The sequence below is a fragment of the Asanoa sp. NPDC050611 genome (assembly GCF_040654855.1).
GTDB lineage: Bacteria > Actinomycetota > Actinomycetes > Mycobacteriales > Micromonosporaceae > Asanoa.
Genome location: NZ_JBFAIU010000026.1, coordinates 1 through 16,354, shown reverse-complemented (window position 1 = coordinate 16,354; position 16,354 = coordinate 1). Strand labels below are relative to the sequence as shown.

General features: G+C 71.6%; 15 protein-coding genes. 3 read left to right on the top strand and 12 right to left on the bottom strand.

The genetic code is table 11. The features are described 5' to 3' along the window. From AB0H87_RS06735 to eno, 4 genes are all read right to left on the bottom strand, one after another. Positions 1–504: an amino-acid N-acetyltransferase gene (locus AB0H87_RS06735; RefSeq protein ID WP_360140787.1), complete on the bottom strand. Its 504-nt coding sequence runs from the start codon at positions 502–504 to the stop codon at positions 1–3. Beyond that, a complete protein-coding gene (locus tag AB0H87_RS06730) occupies positions 504–1,019 on the bottom strand; it encodes a DUF501 domain-containing protein (protein ID WP_360140784.1) in 516 nt (171 codons plus the stop codon). The genes AB0H87_RS06735 and AB0H87_RS06730 overlap by 1 nt, the downstream gene beginning before the upstream one ends. Continuing rightward, the gene (locus AB0H87_RS06725) at positions 1,016–1,636 is read right to left on the bottom strand and encodes a septum formation initiator family protein (protein ID WP_360140781.1); all 621 of its coding nucleotides are present in this window, start codon (positions 1,634–1,636) and stop codon (positions 1,016–1,018) included. Before AB0H87_RS06725 ends, AB0H87_RS06730 begins: the two co-directional genes overlap by 4 nt. 70 nt (positions 1,637–1,706) lie before the next feature. Next, a complete protein-coding gene (gene eno, locus AB0H87_RS06720; protein WP_360140778.1) occupies positions 1,707–2,993 on the bottom strand; it encodes a phosphopyruvate hydratase in 1,287 nt (428 codons plus the stop codon). 123 nt (positions 2,994–3,116) lie between these two features. Between eno and nudC the strand changes: the two genes are divergently transcribed. Beyond that, positions 3,117–3,926 (top strand): NAD(+) diphosphatase, encoded by an 810-nt coding sequence (gene nudC / locus AB0H87_RS06715; protein WP_360140775.1) that lies wholly within the window; start codon positions 3,117–3,119, stop codon positions 3,924–3,926. On the opposite strand, the gene AB0H87_RS06710 is transcribed toward nudC, so the two are convergent. From AB0H87_RS06710 to AB0H87_RS06700, 3 genes are read right to left on the bottom strand one after another with little or no spacing between them, the layout of a single operon-like run. Then, entirely contained in the window at positions 3,901–4,308 is a 408-nt protein-coding gene (locus tag AB0H87_RS06710; RefSeq protein WP_360140772.1) for an ASCH domain-containing protein, read from the bottom strand. The genes nudC and AB0H87_RS06710 overlap by 26 nt on opposite strands. Then, positions 4,305–5,927 carry a DUF885 domain-containing protein gene (locus AB0H87_RS06705; RefSeq protein WP_360140769.1) on the bottom strand — a complete coding sequence of 541 codons (1,623 nt, stop codon included), beginning with the start codon at positions 5,925–5,927 and terminating at the stop codon, positions 4,305–4,307. Before AB0H87_RS06705 ends, AB0H87_RS06710 begins: the two co-directional genes overlap by 4 nt. Before the next feature lie 18 nt (positions 5,928–5,945). Further along, positions 5,946–7,376 (bottom strand): PLP-dependent aminotransferase family protein, encoded by a 1,431-nt coding sequence (locus AB0H87_RS06700; RefSeq protein ID WP_360140766.1) that lies wholly within the window; start codon positions 7,374–7,376, stop codon positions 5,946–5,948. Between the two features lie 67 nt (positions 7,377–7,443). Between AB0H87_RS06700 and AB0H87_RS06695 the strand changes: the two genes are divergently transcribed. Beyond that, on the top strand, positions 7,444–8,418 hold the full coding sequence (locus tag AB0H87_RS06695; protein ID WP_360140763.1) for a DMT family transporter: 975 nt from the start codon (positions 7,444–7,446) through the stop codon (positions 8,416–8,418). A gap of 19 nt (positions 8,419–8,437) precedes the next feature. Here AB0H87_RS06695 and AB0H87_RS06690 read toward each other — a convergent pair whose 3' ends face one another. Genes AB0H87_RS06690 through mfd form a run of 3 tightly spaced genes read right to left on the bottom strand, consistent with a single transcriptional unit; the run spans position 8,438 to position 13,748 of the window. After that, positions 8,438–9,382 carry a MazG family protein gene (locus tag AB0H87_RS06690; protein ID WP_360140760.1) on the bottom strand — a complete coding sequence of 315 codons (945 nt, stop codon included), beginning with the start codon at positions 9,380–9,382 and terminating at the stop codon, positions 8,438–8,440. 8 nt (positions 9,383–9,390) lie between these two features. Further along, positions 9,391–10,131, bottom strand: coding sequence for a hypothetical protein (locus AB0H87_RS06685; RefSeq protein WP_360140757.1), 741 nt, complete (start codon positions 10,129–10,131; stop codon positions 9,391–9,393). Between the two features lie 38 nt (positions 10,132–10,169). Beyond that, entirely contained in the window at positions 10,170–13,748 is a 3,579-nt protein-coding gene (gene mfd, locus AB0H87_RS06680; RefSeq protein WP_360140754.1) for a transcription-repair coupling factor, read from the bottom strand. Between the two features lie 447 nt (positions 13,749–14,195). Here mfd and AB0H87_RS06675 point away from each other — a divergent pair, with 447 nt between their 5' ends. Then, on the top strand, positions 14,196–14,369 hold the full coding sequence (locus AB0H87_RS06675) for a hypothetical protein (RefSeq protein WP_360140751.1): 174 nt from the start codon (positions 14,196–14,198) through the stop codon (positions 14,367–14,369). Here AB0H87_RS06675 and AB0H87_RS06670 read toward each other — a convergent pair. Both AB0H87_RS06670 and cysC read right to left on the bottom strand, forming a co-directional pair. Beyond that, positions 14,366–15,115, bottom strand: coding sequence for a DUF6082 family protein (locus AB0H87_RS06670; protein WP_360140748.1), 750 nt, complete (start codon positions 15,113–15,115; stop codon positions 14,366–14,368). The two genes, AB0H87_RS06675 and AB0H87_RS06670, sit on opposite strands and share 4 nt — an antisense overlap. A gap of 304 nt (positions 15,116–15,419) precedes the next feature. Continuing rightward, positions 15,420–16,354, bottom strand: a 935-nt coding sequence (cysC, locus tag AB0H87_RS06665; protein WP_360140745.1) for an adenylyl-sulfate kinase, incomplete at its 5' end; no start/stop codon positions are given.

The window sequence follows — 16,354 nt, the reverse complement described above, 5'->3', positions numbered from 1 at the left end:
CTACGAGAGGTGCAACAGCATCCGCGTGTTGCCCAGGGTGTTGGGTTTCACGCGTTCCAGGTCGAGAAACTCGGCAACACCTTCGTCGTACGAGCGCAGGAGCTGCTCGTACACCGCGGGTGGCACGGGGGCGCCATCGATGGGACGGAACCCGAACCGCCCGAAGAACTCCGTCTCGAACGTGAGCACGAACACGCGCCCGACGCCGACCTCGCGCGCGGCGGCCAGGAGGGCGGTCACCAGCTCGTAGCCGATCTTGCGGCCCTGGTGTGCCGAGTCGACCGCGACCGTGCGGATCTCCGCCAGGTCCTCCCACATGACGTGCAGCGCGCCGCAGCCGACGACCGTCGAGCCGTCGACCGCGACCCAGAACTCCAGCACGTCCTCGTACAGCGTCACCGTGGCCTTGCTGAGCAGCCGGCCGCCGGCGCTGAAGTTGTCGATCAACCGACGGATGGCCCTGACGTCCCCGGTGCGGGCCCGCCGGATGACGATCTCGGACATCAGTCCGCGACCTCCACACAGGGGCCGCCGTCCCACCACGAGCCGATCTCGGCCAGCGCCTCGTCGCCGAACGGGTTGACGCCCGGGCCGACCGCGAGGGCGTGCGCGACCAGCACGTGCAGGCACTTCACCCGGCCGGGCATGCCGCCCGCCGAGATGCCCTCGATCTCCTCGACGTGCGCGACCGACTCGCGGCGCGCCAGGTAGTCCTCGTGCGCGGCCCGGTACCTCGCGGCCAGCGCCGGGTCCTCGGCGAGCCGGGCGGCCATCTCCTTCATCAGCCCCGCCGACTCGAGCCGGCTGCACGCCGCCGTCGCCCGGGGGCAGGTCAGGTAGAACAGCGTCGGGAACGGGGTGCCGTCGGCGAGCCGCGGTGTCGTCTCCACGACGTCCGGCAGCCCGCACGGGCAGCGGTGCGCGACGTTGCGGATGGCCCTGGGCGGGCGCCCGAGCTGGGCCGCAACGGCTGCCCGATCGCGCGTGGAAGCCTCCTCGCGCACGGGTGGAGGGATCATCCGGCACTCTCCGCATTCGCCGCCTCGACGCTCGACCAGAGCGTGTCGTACCAGGGATCGGGCTCCGGTGGCGTCGCGCCCGGCGGCGGCAGGCCCGCGTCGCGGGCGGCGCCGTCCGGGTCGGAGAGCAGGATCAACAGCTCTTCGCCGGGGAGGACCATGAAGAAGCGGCTCCTCGCCTGGGTCTTGATGTAGTTCGGGTCTTTCCAGAGCGCGGCCTGGTCCTGCAGCTGCTTGATCTTCTCGCGCTGAGCGGCCTGCGCCGACTCCATCTCCGCGATGTCGGACTGCTGGTTGAGATAAACCCGGATCGGATAGGTATACGCCAGTGCGAGCGCGATCAGCACCGCGACGAGCACGGTGGCCCGGCCGGTGAGCCGGCGCGGCTGTGGAGCCGCCGTGCGTCGGGCCGTGCCCGCGGCGGCGCCGGTGCTGGTCCGGCGGGCGGCGGCCGGCCGGGTGGCCTTGCGTGGTGTGTTCGCCGTGCGTGCGGTGCCGACGGCGGTCGGCTCCCGCGGGGTGGACCGTGCGGTCCCACGCACCGACGAACCTCGGGCGGCACTGCCGCTCGGGCGGCGGGAGGGCCCCTGACCGCTCGGCATGCGGCGCTGCGTCACAACCCGACACCCCCTCCCCCGAGGTCCCGGCGCGCCGGGGCCTCCGCGGAGGCCCCGGACGCACGCGGGGTCAGCTAGCCGAACGGTACCTCGGGAACGCGCCGGCACCCGCGTAGCGCGCCGCGTCCGCGAGTTCCTCTTCGATCCGGAGGAGCTGGTTGTACTTGGCGACCCGGTCGGACCGGGCCGGCGCGCCGGTCTTGATCTGGCCGGAGCCGACCGCGACGGCCAGGTCGGCGATCGTGGTGTCCTCGGTCTCGCCGGAGCGGTGGCTCATCATCGTCGAGAAGCCGGCCCGGTGGGCCAGGTCGACCGCGTCGAACGTCTCGGTGAGCGAGCCGATCTGGTTGACCTTCACCAGCACCGCGTTGGCGGCGCGCTCGGCGATGCCGCGGGCGATCCGCTGCGGGTTGGTGACGAACAGGTCGTCGCCGACGATCTGCACCCGGTCACCGACGCGGCCGGTGAACCCGGCCCAGCCGGACCAGTCGTCCTCGGCCAGCGGGTCCTCGATCGACACGATCGGGTAGTCCGCGACGAGCTTCTCGTAGTAGGCGCTCATCTCGTCGGAGCTGCGCTTCTCGCCCTCGAACGTGTAGACGCCGTCGGCGAAGAACTCGGTCGCCGCGACGTCGAGCGCGAGCACGATGTCGGTGCCCAGCCGGTAGCCGGCCTTCTCGACCGCCTCGGCGATCAGGTCCAGCGCGGCGGCGTTGGTCGGCAGGTTCGGCGCGAAGCCGCCCTCGTCGCCCAGGCCGGTGGACAGGCCCTTGGCCTTGAGGACGGACTTGAGCGCGTGGTAGACCTCGGCGCCCGAGCGGACGGCCTCGCGGAAGGTCGGCGCGCCGATCGGCGCGATCATGAACTCCTGCACGTCGACGTTGGAGTCGGCGTGTGCGCCGCCGTTGAGGATGTTCATCATCGGCACCGGCAGCAGGTGCGCGTTGGGCCCGCCCAGGTAGCGGAACAGGCTCAGCTCCGCGGCGCCGGCGGCGGCCTTGGCGACGGCCAGCGACACGCCGAGGATGGCGTTCGCGCCGAGCTGCGACTTGTCCGGGGTGCCGTCGATGTCGAGCATCTTCTGGTCGATCAGCCGCTGCTCGCTGGCCTCGAACCCGATGAGCTGGTCGACGATCCGGTCCTCGATGTTGGCGACGGCCTTCTCGACGCCCTTGCCGTTGTAGCGCTGCTTGTCGCCGTCGCGCAGTTCGAGTGCCTCGAACGCCCCCGTCGACGCACCCGACGGCACCGCGGCCCGCGCGATCGTGCCGTCGTCGAGCCCGACCTCGACCTCGACGGTGGGGTTGCCGCGCGAGTCCAGGATCTCCCGAGCGACGATTCCCTCAATGGTGGCCACTGTTCCGACTCCCTGCCGTGTGTTGATGTCGTGGTTCGCGGCCGCGACGCTGCGTCCCCGTGTAAGCGTCGCCGCTGCGACGCTGAGTCCCTTAGGAGCCTAACGGGCGCTACCGTGGGGGCCGTGAGCCGGTTCGTGCCCGACGGGGTGGGCGTGGCGCCGCCCAGCCCCGATGACCACTGCGTGCTCGTCGCCGGTCGCCGCCTGTTGGCGCCGTTCCCGCGTCGCGCCGACCTCGACGATCTCCCTGCCGGCGTCGCCTGGGTGCCGCTCGGCGCGCTCGACGGCGTACGCGTCTGGGCGGCCGGACTGCCCGAGAAGATCGACTCACTCGGCCGGTGGCGGGCCTGGCCGTCGCTGGCCGCGACGCTCGACGAGCCGCTGGCCGCGTTGGCCGGCCGGGCACTACAGATCGTGACGTGGCGGCGGAGCCACCGGTTCTGCGGGGCCTGCGCGACTGAACTGGCCGACGTACCCAATGAGCATGCTCGTAGGTGTCCGGGTTGTGACTTGTATGTCCCGATGCAGCTCTCCCCCGCGATCCTGACCGCGATCCGCCGTGGCGACGAGATCCTGCTGGTCAAGCACACGTACGGGCCGACCGAGCTGTGGGCGCTGGTGGCCGGCTTCGTCGAGGCCGGCGAGTCCCTGGAGGAGGCGGTGCACCGCGAGGTGGCCGAGGAGGTCGGGCTGACCGTCGACGGGCTGCGCTACTTCGGCAGCCAGCCGTGGGCGATGTCCGGCCCAGGCGTGATCCTGACGGGCTTCATGGCCACGGCCGCGCCCGGTGCCGAGCCCGTGATCGACGGCAAGGAGCTGGCCGAGGCCCGCTGGTGGCCCCTGCGCGAGCTGCCCGAGGCGCTGCCGCCGAAATATTCGATCTCCCGCTGGCTGATCGACGCGGCCGCTAAGGCAGCAGGCGGAACCGCTTAGCGATGATCTCCGTGTCGTCGTCCACTGTGAAGTCGGGATCACCCAGTTCCGCGCGCACGTCGGGGCTGTGCCAGAAGTCCTCGTGGTCGGCGCGCCACTCGGCCACGGAGGTGAACCCCTCGCCCTCGTCGATCGCGTGCCGGAGGTCGACGTCGCCGAGCCGGACCACCCGCACCTCGGTCAGCTCGATGGCGGCGACCCGGTTGCCGGCGGAGTCGAGGACCGCGGAGACTTTGCCGGCGGCCGGCAGCGGCTCGTCGATGTAGCCGGCGGCCAGGGCCGACGTGGTCGTCTTCGAGCCGTCGAGGATCGCGGCCACCAGCTTGTCGCGCAGCGGGCCCGGGAAGCCGAACTCGGCCGTCGGCAAATCGTCGAGGTTCATGAACGGGGCTCCAGACCGAGCAGCAGGGGCAGGTGGCGCGGCGGCGGCGAGCCGTGCGCGATCATCGCGTCGTGCCAGGCCCGCGTGGACGTGCCGGCCGGGCGGCGCAGCGCGGTGTCGAGGATCTCCTGGTAGCCGACGAAGTACGTGGACAGCTGCGTCGAGGTGAGCAGCGCGCGGCGCCACTTGCCGGCCGCCTCGCCCTCCTCCTGGAAGCCGGGTCCCGTCATCAGCGCCATCGCCTCGTCCTGCGTCATCCCGTCACAGTGGACGGCCTGGTCGAGGATCGCGTTGATGGTCATCCGCAGCTGCATCTTGAGCTGCTGGAGGCGGATCGGCAGGCCACCGAAACGCAGCCCGGCCATCACCTCCTCGGCGTACACCGCCCAGCCCTCGGCGAACGGGCCGGAGACGCCGAGCTTGCGGACCCGCGTGCTGCCCTGGAACCGGCGCGAGTGTGCGAGCTGCAGGTAGTGGCCCGGCATCGCCTCGTGCACCGTCAGGTTGCGGATCATGTGGTTGTTGTACTCGCGGTAGAACGACTCCACCCGTTCCGGCGACCAGTCGGGCGGCGTCGGCGAGATGCAGTAGAACGTCGGCAGCTCCGCGGTCTCCAGCTGCCCCGGGGAGTCGCAGTAGGCGACCGCGACGCCGCGCGCGAACTCCGGCATCTCCTGGATCACACACGGGTCGTCGACGAGCGTGACCAGGTCGTGCTCGCGTACGAAGTCCGTCGTCTCCACCATCGTCCGCTTCGCCAGCTCGACGATCGTGTCGTTGGCGGGATGTTCGGCGCCCAGCCGGCCGAGCGCCTCGCGCACGGTCTCGTCGGTCGCCGGCCCGCCGGTCAGCTCGGCCGCGGCGCGGCGCAGGTCCTCGCCGACCCGGTCGAGGTTCTCCCGCGCCTTCCGCAACACCTGGTCGGCGGTCAGCTCGGTGTCGAGGGTGTGCCAGAGGCGGGCCTCCCAGAGCCGGCGACCGAGCCGCGGGTCGCGCTCGGCGGCCGGCAGCTGCTCGCGCAGCCAGTCGGCGAAGTCGGTGAGGGCGGCGACGGCGCGGGCCGCGGCCGGCTCGACGGTCGATCGCATCGGGGGTGCCTGCTCGAGCATCGCCGGGACCTCGTCGCGGACCAGCGCGGCGGTGCCGACGAACTGGCCGATCGCGGTCTCGACGTGGACCCGCGGCATCTCCCGCAGCGTGGCGCGCGCGGTGGCCAGCGCGTCCGGCACGGCTTCGAGGCGCTGCGTCAGGCTTTCCAGGCGTACGTCCACCGGGGCGAACGGGCGCGCGATCAGCTCGTGGATCAGGTCGCCGGGGTTATGCGTGAGCGGGTTCCACTCGTGCTCGCGCACCTCCGACAGCTCGAACATGCCGCGCTCGACCCGGGCCGCCAGGATCGCGTGGTCGACCTGCTCCTGCGAGTCGAGCGCGTCGCTGTCGACCTCGGCCAGCGCGCCGCTCGCGTCCCGCAGCATCGCGAACCGGGCCATGACCGCGTCCGCGGACAGGTCGGGCAGCTCGCCGTCGAGGCGGTGGTCGCCGGCGGACGCGGCGAGGTGCGGATCGCTGTCCAGCAGCGCGTCCACGATGCGCTCGGCCAGGGGCACGAAGTCGGGCATGGGCTCCAACCTAGACGATCAGATCAGCTCGCTCAGCCGTTGGATGCTCGCCCGGAGGCGGTCGGGCGTCTGGCCGGCGTACCCGATGACCAGACCGGGAGGACCGCCGGGCCGGAGCCGCGTTGCGGACAGCGGCACGGGTCCGAGGCCCGCGGCGTGTGCCTTCGCCGCGAGGGCGGCGTCGTCGGTGCCCGGCGGCAGTTCGACCACTAGGTGCAGGCCGGCGGCGACACCGTGCACGCGGCCGCCCGGCAGGTACGTGGCGAGCGCGGCCACGAGCGCGTCGCGGCGGCGCCGGTGCGCCCGTCGGGCCTGGCGCAGGTGCCGGTCGTAGCCGCCGGTGGCCAGGAGGTCCGCGAAGGCGAGCTGTTCCAGGGTCGGCCCGCCGTAGTCCGCGGCCGCCTTGGCGGCGATGACCGAGGCCCGCCGGTCCGGCGGCGGGCAGAGCCAACCGAGCCGCAGGGCCGGCGCGAGCGCCTTGCTGGCCGAGCCGAGATGCGCGACCACGTCCGGCGCGAGGCCCTGCAGGCAACCGACGGGGTCACGGTCGTAGCGGAACTCGGCGTCGTAGTCGTCCTCGACGATCAGCCCGCCGGTCTCCCGCGCCCAGTCGATCAGTGCGGCACGCCGGTGCGGCGCCAGCACGACGCCGGTCGGGTACTGGTGTGCGGGCGTGACCATCACGGCCTGCACGTCGCTGGCCCGCAGCGCGGTGACGTCGAGACCGTCGCCGTCGACCGGGATGGGCACGAGCCGCAGGCCCTGGGCCAGCATGTGGGTACGGATGCTCGGGCTGCCGGGCTCCTCGAGGCCGAACCGGGTGGCGCCGGCCTGCCGGAGGTGCTGGGCGACCAGCGCGAACGCCTGCGCGGCACCGGTGGTGGCGACGATGTCGCCGGCGGTGAGCCGGGCGGCGCGCACCCGGCCGAGGTAGTCGGCGAGCGTGTGCCGGAGCTTGGGGGCGCCCGTCACGCCGGCGTAGCCGAGGTCCTGTGGGGTCGCGCCCGCCAGCGCCCGTTCGTAGGCACGGCGCCAGGCCACCCGCGGGAAGGCGGCCAGGTCGGGCTGGCCCGGCCGCAGGTCCGGGGGCAGGTTGCCGCCGAACGCTCCGCCGTGGCTTTGCTCTGCATCCAGATACGCATCGCCCCTGCCGTGGCCTTGCTCTGCATCCACATACGCATCACCCCCGCCGGGTGATGCGTATATGGGTGCAGAGCTGACAGTCGTGCCGGAGCCGCGTTGGGACAGCAGGCGGCCCTCGGCGATGAGCTGCTCGTACGCGCCGACCACGACGCCGCGCGAGACGCGCAGGTCCGTGGCGAGCTGCCGGCTGGACGGCAGCCGCGTCCCGGGTGCCAGGCGACCGTCGGCGATCGCGGCCCGCAGCGCCGCGGCGAGCTGCTCGCCGAGGCCCGGGCTCGTGCGGTCGAGGTCGAGCAACGCCTCCATGTGGTCTCCTGAACGAGCTCGCGAGTGGACCTGTTTGCCGGACCATTCTGCTCATAGCGTCGGTCTCATGACCATCTCCAAGGGCACCGCCGTCGCGTTCTGCGTGCTGGGCATGACGCTGGTCGGCAGCTCGGTGTCGGTGAGCCAGCTCCTGCTCGACTATCCGACGATGACCGCGCAGGCGCTCCGCTACGCCGCCGCGGCCGCGGTGCTGTTCCTGATCGCGCACCGCTTCCCGCGGCTCGGCGGCGCCCGGCCCGGCGTCCGCCCGACCGCGCGCGAGCTGGGCATCCTGCTCGTGGTGGCGGCGACCGGGATGGCCGGCTTCAACGCGTGCATCATGCTGGCCCTGCACCACGACACCGAGCCGGCGGTGGTCGGCACCGTGATCGGCGCGGCGCCGCTCGGGTTGGCGCTGCTCGGCCCGCTGGTCGCCCGGTCCGGTCGCGCCCGGCCGAGCGTGCGGCTGGTCGCGGCCGCGGCGATCGTCGTCGCCGGCACGGCCCTGGTCGAGGGCACCGGACAGGCCACCCCGCTCGGGTTGCTCGGCGCGGGCGGCGCGCTCGCCGGCGAGATCCTGTTCTCACTACTGGCCGCCGTCGTGCTGCCCCGGCTCGGTGCGGTCCGCGTCGCGGCCTACTCCTGCGCGCTCGCGGTGCCACTGCTGGTGGTGGGCGCGTTGGTGGCCGGCGAGCCCGCGGCCTGGCGCCTGCCGACGGCGACCGAGACCGCCGCGCTGGTCTACCTGGCCGGCCTGATGACGGTCGCCGCGTTCGTGGTCTGGTTCATCGGGCTGGAGCGCCTCGGGGTCGAGCGGGCCGGCATCCTGGTCGGGCTGATGCCGGTCGCCACCCTGGCCACGGCGGCCGTGATGGCGGCCGCGCTGCCCGGGCTGGGCCCGGCGCTCGGCGTGCTCACCGTCGCGGTCGGCTTGGCCTTCGGACTCACGGGTGGGTCGCGCGCGAGCAGCGACACCGTTCCGCCCACCGTCGGCCCGGCAACGGACCAGGACCGCCCGGCAACCCTGGCGGCGCCGGCTTGATCGCCGGGACCAGCGGCGCCTACTGCCCGCGTTCGGCCGCCCGTGCCGCGTCCGCGAAGCGCAGGGCGGCGGCACGGAGCTCGGCCTCCGGGTCCTCACCGGCGGCCCGCGCCGCGGCGACCAGCCGTAGCAGCCGGGAGCCCAGGTCGTCGCCCGCCGGCAGGGAGACCTCGAGACCCGCCCGCTCGGCCCGCTGCAGGAACTTGGCGGCCAGGGCCAGCGCCGGTTGGGCCAGCGCGACCCCGTCCATCGCCGAGTCGCGGGACTTCTCGGCCTTCTTGATCTGCTCCCAGTTGGCGATGATCTCGTCGACGGAGCCGACCTCGGTGCCCGCGAACACGTGCGGGTTCCGGCGGATCATCTTCTCCACGAGGCCGGCGGCGACGTCGTCCACGGACCACCGGCGGTCCTCGGGCAGGTCCTCGGCGAGCCGGGCGTGCAGGACCACCTGGAGCAGCACGTCGCCCAGCTCCTCGCGGAGCCCGGCGAGGTCCTCGGCCTCGATCGCGTCGTAGGCCTCGTAGGCCTCCTCCAGCAGGAACTGGGCCAGCGACTGGTGGGTCTGCGCCCGCTTCCAGGGGTCGCCGCCCGGCGAGTAGAGGCGGTCCATCACGGCGACCGCGTCGAGCAGCCGGGCGCCGGCCGGGTCCCAGGAGCCGTAGGTCACCTCGAGCTCGGCCAGACCGGGCTGGCGGGCCAGGCGTACGCCCAGCTCGCGGGCGAGATCGGGGTCACCGGTCGGCCCAGCCAGCCAGACGATGTCGCTGTCCCGGGCGTGCTCCAGCAGCGCGTCGACCCGCGGCTCGACGATCGTCACGGCACCGCCGGCGGTGCGCACCGCGTCGGTCAGCGCGCTCTCGGCGGCGGCCAGCACGGGCCGGGCGCGCACGGCGTCCCAGGCTTCGGCGGTCAGCAGACCGGCGGGCAGCCGGGGCGACGTGACCAGTAGCAGGATGCGGGGCATGCCCTTAGCTAAGCGCGGTCGGAGACCGTGTCGCTGCCTTCGAGGTACGGCAGGTCGTAGAACACCGCGCCCTGCTGGGAGGAGACCACCATCGGGGCGGAAAGCGGCAGGTAACGCGGGTTGACCGTGGTGTCGCTGGTCGTCGCCGCCTTCTCCAGCATGCCGGTGAGCTGGTACGCCGCCGCCACGAACTCGCCGTTGCCGAAGGCCTGCTTGATCTGCGCCAGGTCGAACCCGGCCTCGATCGCGTCGACCTTGACCAGGGCGTCGTACACGCCGCGCAGCTGCTCGTCGGTGACGGCCGGCACGTTGGTGCCCAGCTTGGCGAAGATGGCCTGCGAGAGGTTGACCCACTCGGTGTAGTCCTTGGCGTACTCGCTCGTCGCCGGGACGCCGAGCTCGGTCGCCACCTGCTCGGCGGTGACCGCGGCCATCGGCTGCACGCCCTGCTCGGCGGCGACCTTGCGGCCCAGGTCGAGGCTGACCTCGAGGTCGACGACCTGCTGGCGGCTGACCGCCGGGCCGGGCGACCGGGTGGGCTCGGTGCCCGGCTGCTGCTGCTCCTCGGCCGCCGGGGACGCCGACGCGCCGGCGCCCGCACCGTCGAAGACCTGCGTGACCTGGTCCTCGGTCACCCTCCGGTCTCCCACGTAGGCGGCGACGGACGGTTCGGAGCGGCAGGCCGCGAGGCCACCCAGGCCGAGGGCGGCGACGACCACGATCGACGCGATGCGGCGGGCACGAAGCATGGTCGACACTCTCTCACGCCCCGGCTTCCAGGCCGTGCTCACCCCAGCACGTCGCGGACCAGCTGCTCGCACCACTGCAGCAGGGCCTGGTCGCGCAGCGGCTCGCCGCCGACCCTTCTCGTCGTGGGCCGCGGCACGCTGACCTGGTCGATCGCCGACTTGTAGACCGCGTCCGGGTGGTAGCGCTTGAGCCGCAGCTGGCGCGAGTCGGGCAGCGGCATCGGCGAGAACCGCAGGTGCCGGCCCTGCACCGAGACGTCCGTGATGCCGTGCGAGCGCATCACGAGCCGGAACCGGGCGATCGCCACGAGGTTCTGCACCGGCTCCGGCGGCTCACCGTAGCGGTCGGTCAGCTCGCCGACGATCTCGTCGAGCTTCTCGGCCGTGCGGGCCTCGGCCAGCTTGCGGTACATCTCCAGGCGCAGCCGCTCGACCGCGATGTAGTCGTGCGGCAGGTTGGCGTCGATCGGGAGGTCGATCTTGAAGTCGAACTCCTCCTCCGGCTTCTCGCCCTTGAACGCCGACACCGCCTCGCCGACCATCCGCACGTAGAGGTCGAAACCGACGCCCTCGATGTGGCCCGACTGCTCGCCGCCGAGCAGGTTGCCGGCGCCGCGGATCTCGAGGTCCTTCATCGCCACGTACATGCCCGCGCCCAGCTCGGTGTGCTGCGCGATGGTGGCGAGCCGCTCGTGGGCGTGCTCGGTCAGCGGCTTGTCGGGCGGGTAGAGGAAGTACGCGTACGCCCGCTCCCTGCCTCGACCGACCCGGCCGCGGATCTGGTGCAGCTGGGCCAGGCCGAGCAGGTCGGCCCGCTCCACGATCAGCGTGTTGGCGTTCGGGATGTCGATGCCGGACTCGACGATCGTGGTGCAGACGAGGACGTCGTACTCCTTCTCCCAGAAGCCGACCATGACCTTCTCCAGGGCGTCCTCGCCCATCTGGCCGTGCGCGACCGCGACCCGCGCCTCGGGCACCAGCTCACGCAGCCGGCGCGCGGCGCGGTCGATCGACTCGACCCGGTTGTGCAGGTAGAAGACCTGGCCGTCGCGGAGCAGCTCGCGGTGGATGGCCGCGGCGACCTGGCGGTCGTCGTGCGCGCCGACGAAGGTCAGCACCGGGTGGCGCTCCTCCGGCGGGGTCGCGATCGTCGACATCTCCCGGATGCCGGTGATCGCCATCTCCAGCGTCCGCGGGATCGGCGTCGCCGACATGGTCAGCACGTCGACGGACGTACGCAGCGCCTTGAGGTGCTCCTTGTGCTCGACGCCGAACCGCTGCTCCTCGTCGACCACGATCATGCCGAGGTTCTTGAACCGGGTCGCCGACTGCAGCAGCCGGTGCGTGCCGATCACGATGTCGGCGGTGCCGGCGGCGGCCATGTCGAGCGTCTGCTCGGCCTCCTTCGGCGTCTGGAACCGGGACAGCTGCCGGATCTGCACGGGGAACTGGTTCATCCGGTCGGTGAACGTGTTGAAGTGCTGCTGGGCGAGCAGGGTCGTCGGGACGAGCACGGCGACCTGCTTGCCGTCCTGCACCGCCTTGAACGCCGCGCGTACCGCGATCTCGGTCTTGCCGTAGCCGACGTCGCCGCAGATCAGCCGGTCCATCGGGACCGCCTGTTCCATGTCGTGCTTGACCTCGTCGATCGCGCTGAGCTGGTCGGGCGTCTCCGTCCAGGGGAACGCGTCCTCCAGCTCGCGCTGCCAGGGCGTGTCGGGGCCGAACGAGTGGCCCTTGGACGCCTTGCGGGCGGCGTACAACTGGATCAGCTGCGCGGCGATCTCGCGGACAGCCTTGCGGGCGCGGGCCTTGGCCTTCTGCCAGTCGGAGCCGCCCATCTTGTGCAGCGCGGGCGTCTCGCCGCCGACGTAGCGGGAGAGCTGGTCGAGCTGGTCCGTCGGCACGTACAGGCGGTCGCCGGGCTGGTTCCGCTTGCTCGCGGCGTACTCGATGACCAGGTATTCGCGGCTCGCGCCGTTGACGACGCGCTGCACCAGCTCGACGTATTTGCCGATGCCGTGCTGCTCGTGCACGACGAAGTCGCCGTTGCGCAGCTCCAGCGGGTCGATCGTGTTGCGCCGCCGGCTGGGCATCTTGCGCATGTCGCGGGTGGTGGCGCCGCGCCCGCCGGTCACGTCGTTGCCGGTCAGCACGACCAGCCTGGACGCCTCGTCGACGAAGCCGTGGTTGAGCCCGCCGCAGGTGACCAGCACGTCGCCGGGCCGTGGGGGCGCGTCGATGCTGTCCGTCAGGACGGCGCCGAGGCCGGCGTCGCGCATGACCTCGACGGCCCGCTGCGCCGGCCCGTGGCCCTCGAAGACGAGCGCGACGGCCCAGCCCTCGGTGCGCCACTGCTCGACGTCCTTGATCACCTTTTCGGTCTCGCCGTGGTACAGCGTGGTCGGCTGGGCGGCCAGCGCGATCGCGTCGCCCGTGTCGGGGGTGACGGTGACGGCCTCGACCGGGTCCTCCCACGGCTGCGGCTCGGCCTCGACCACGCTTTCGACGAGGCCGAACGGCGAGACGGACCACCAGGGCTGCCGGAGCTCCTCGGCGGCGTGCCGTACCTCGGCAAGGGTCTTGAAAGCGGCGGCACCGAGGTCGATCGGCGCCTGCCCACCGACGGCGGCCGCGGCCCAGGAGGCCTGGAGAAACTCTTCGCTGGTACGCACGAGGTCGTGCGCCCGGGTCCGGATGCGCTCGGGGTCGCAGAGCAGCACGTGGGTGTTCTGGGGCATGCAGTGGACGAGGAGCTCCAGCTGGTCCGCGCCGACCAGCGCGGGTGCGAGCGACTCCATGCCCTCGACCGGGATGCCCTCGGCGAGCTTGTCGAGGATCTCCAGCAGCTCGGGGTGCTTCTCGCTGAGCTTCCGGGCCTTGTTCCGGACGTCGTCGGTCAGCAGCAGCTCCCGACACGGCGGCGCGAACATGGTCTCGACCTTGTCGATGGTCCGCTGGTCGGCGACGGCGAAGGTGCGGATCTCCTCGACCTGGTCGCCCCAGAACTCGACCCGGGACGGATGCTCGTCGGTGGGCGGAAAGACATCGAGAATCCCGCCGCGTACGGCGAACTCGCCACGCTTGGTGACGAGGTCGACCCGGGCGTACGCCATGTCGTTGAGGCGGTGCGCGATCTCGTCGAGCTCGGCCTCGGCGCCGGTCGTCAGCTCGACCGGCTCGAGATCGCCGAGCCGCTTGAGCTGCGGCTGGAGCATGCTGCGAACCGGCGCGACGACGACCTTGACGGGGTTGCCCTGTGGGTGGGCGAGCCTGCGCAGCACGGCGAGCCTCTTGCCGACGGTGTCGGACCGGGGAGACAGCCGCTCGTGGGGCAGGGTCTCCCAGGCGGGGTAGCTGACGATCTGGTCGCTGGGCAGCAGACTGCCGAGCGCCGCGGCGAGGTCGTCGGCCTCGCGGCTGGTGGCGGTGACGGCGAGCACGGGCCGGCCAGCACCGTCCTGGGCGGCGGCGACGGCGGCCACGACGAAGGGCCGGAGTGCTGCGGGCGCGGTGAGATCGAGCCCGTCAGCGTCCGGGAAGCCGGCGCGGGCAAGGTCGCGCGCACGGGCCAGGCCGGCGTCACCCAGGGCCGCGGCCAACAGACCATGAAGCATGGATGATCCTCTCGGGCACGCAGGACGGCCCCCCAGCCGGCAGGCAGGGGGGTGCGACGTGCGGGTTCAAGAGTACGCCGGGCGTACGACAAACCGCCTCGGCGTTTCTCTGCGCATAGAACGACGCCGGTGCCCGATTTGTTCCGGCCGACACACCGCCCGGGTCACCCTGAGGGGCAACCAGACCACATTGGACGATTCGGGGCTTGTGGCCCGCTGCGTGGTGCGCGAAGATCCCTAAGTTTTGCCGGCTCGTCGGGACACGCCCGAGGCGGGTGCGGGGCGGTCAGGCATGCCTGTGTAACGATCATTTCACCCGAAATGGGACACTATGGGCAGGAGCGTGGGTGGGTGTCGGTGGCAAGATCGGACGGACAATGGAAAGTAGTTCGTCGATACGGCACGTCTCCGGCGCAGCGCTGTGCCACTGACATGACCTGTCCCGATGTGCTGGAGCTCACGGACGGAAGTTTCGCCGTCATCGGCCTTGACGTGACCGCGGATCTCGACGGCGAACTGGGCGAGGTCCAGGCTGCGCGCGGTGTCGAGGAGCGGATCGTGCGGCTGCCGCGGGATGTGATGTTGGCAGCTCTGCGCGACCTTCAAAAGAGCGTCAACTAGGCCGCGTCCGCGACGGGTCCCAGGTCGTCCCAGGTCGTCGGTTCGGTCTGGCGCGTGCGTTGCATCTCGAGCAAATGCTCGTACTCTGCGCAGATCTTGTCGCCGACCTGCGTCATCCTGTGCTCGAAGGAACCGACTTCCACGACTCGTCCGCGGACGGTGGCGGTCTCGGTCCAGTACTCACGCATGATCGGACTCAGGAACAGATGCCTGAACACGTTCTCGAGTTCGACCTCGCTGACGTCGCTGATGTGCACACGCAGCCAGTTGTATTGCAGGATGAGGTTGGCGTACATGTATTGGCGACGACGGACATCTGAGTTGGTCACCTGCGGCCAGACCAGCGCCAGCTGCGGATCATCCATCGACATCTTCACCAGATCCATGTGCACCTGGCGGAGGTTGGCCTCGGCGCTGCGATGCAACTCCACCTGCGTCCGGAGCAGCGCGTCGCGCTGAATGGCGATCTCGGACCGCTGTGACCGTAGTTCGGTGAACTGCATCCAGAACGTCACAACGACGGCGGCCAGGGCGAGACCGGAAAAGATCGCGTTCAACAGACCGAACGACTCGCCGACATCAGCCAGGGTCGCCCAGGTCGAGCTGGGCGCCGTCGGCGCGATCAAGGTGCCGGCGGCGAGCCCGATCAGCAGCGCGATCGTCACGCCGATCAGCAGGGCGGCCGCCCAGGACAGCACCCGCCTGCCCCGGGTAAGCGCCTTTCGGCCATTGAACCCTTCGCCCATATCGCCACCCGATGTCGAAGTGCCGCACTCACGCACGGCCGCTAAAGACCATCCTGGATTGTCATACCTAGATATTGACAGCGGCACGCTAACGACACCAGATCCCGTGCGCGCGACCGCGCGTGAGTGAATGGATAATGGCAACCCAGCAGCAAGCCGAGGCGCATAACGCCATCACGCGTTCTGCCAGCTTGCAGAAAAGAATGCCCAGCCCCGAACGCGCGTCAACGACGCTAAAACTACAATGACTTAAGTCCCACAGCTATACAGCCGACAGCTATTCGCCTGAATCCGCCGGTTAACTTCAGTGCTTCGGCTCGACCCAGCCCGTTTCAGTCAGGTGGTGCAGGACCGCGTCTACGGCCTCGTCGACGCTCAGCACGCTGGTGTCGATCGTCAGTTCCGCGTCCGTCGGGGTTTCGTACGGGTCGTCGATGCCCGTCATGCCCTTGATCAGGCCTGCCCGTGCCTTCGCGTACAAGCCCTTGCGGTCCCGTTGCTCGCAGACCTCCAGCGGCGTCGAGACGTGGACCAGCACGAAGCCCGCCCCCGCCGCCGTCGCCATGTCCCGGGCCGTCTTGCGGGCCGACGCGTACGGCGCGATCGGGCAGCACAGCGCCATGCCCCGATGCCGGGCCACCTCCGCCGCCACCCAGCCGATGCGGCGGATGTTCAGGTCCCGGTCTTCCTTGCTGAAGCCCAGACCCGCCGACAGCTCACGCCGCACGACGTCGCCGTCGAGCAGGGTCACCGTGCGGTCGCCGGTTTCGCGCAGGTGATCAGCCACGCCCCGCGCGACCGTCGACTTGCCGGACCCTGACAGACCGGTCAAGAAGACCACCAAGCCACGATGGCGGCGGGCCGGGCGGGCCCGGGCCAGTTCCTTGGCCACCGCCGGCGGGGTGTGCCACTCCGGCAGCGGGAAGCCGCGATCGAGCAGGTCGGCGATCTCGTCGTTCGTCAGCGCCAGCCGCCGGTTCCGCGGCGGGATGTCGTCGCGCCAGCGCCACTGGCCGTCGCGGTTGTCGTAGGCCAGCTCGCGTGGCACCAGGACCCGCGGGCCGCCGCCCGAGAGCATCTCGCCCGTCGAGAGCAGGTGGGTCACGCCGTAGGCCGACGCCACCCGGGCCCGCAGCAGCGCGTCCCGGATCTCGTCGCCGCGACGAACGAGTGGCACCGCGACCAGCGTCGCCGGTGGCATCCGGTCGCGCGCCGCGAACACCGTGCGGACCAGCACCT

Bases quoted from the DNA above. Each gene is read 5' to 3' on its own strand.
- AB0H87_RS06735 (WP_360140787.1), bottom strand. From the start codon at position 504: ATGTCCGAGATCGTCATCCGGCGGGCCCGCACCGGGGACGTCAGGGCC.
- AB0H87_RS06730 (WP_360140784.1), bottom strand. From the start codon at position 1,019: ATGATCCCTCCACCCGTGCGCGAGGAGGCTTCCACGCGCGATCGGGCA.
- AB0H87_RS06710 (WP_360140772.1), bottom strand. From the start codon at position 4,308: ATGAACCTCGACGATTTGCCGACGGCCGAGTTCGGCTTCCCGGGCCCG.
- AB0H87_RS06705 (WP_360140769.1), bottom strand. From the start codon at position 5,927: ATGCCCGACTTCGTGCCCCTGGCCGAGCGCATCGTGGACGCGCTGCTG.
- AB0H87_RS06700 (WP_360140766.1), bottom strand. From the start codon at position 7,376: ATGGAGGCGTTGCTCGACCTCGACCGCACGAGCCCGGGCCTCGGCGAG.
- AB0H87_RS06695 (WP_360140763.1), top strand. From the start codon at position 7,444: ATGACCATCTCCAAGGGCACCGCCGTCGCGTTCTGCGTGCTGGGCATG.
- AB0H87_RS06690 (WP_360140760.1), bottom strand. From the start codon at position 9,382: ATGCCCCGCATCCTGCTACTGGTCACGTCGCCCCGGCTGCCCGCCGGT.
- AB0H87_RS06685 (WP_360140757.1), bottom strand. From the start codon at position 10,131: ATGCTTCGTGCCCGCCGCATCGCGTCGATCGTGGTCGTCGCCGCCCTC.
- mfd (WP_360140754.1), bottom strand. From the start codon at position 13,748: ATGCTTCATGGTCTGTTGGCCGCGGCCCTGGGTGACGCCGGCCTGGCC.
- AB0H87_RS06670 (WP_360140748.1), bottom strand. From the start codon at position 15,115: ATGGGCGAAGGGTTCAATGGCCGAAAGGCGCTTACCCGGGGCAGGCGG.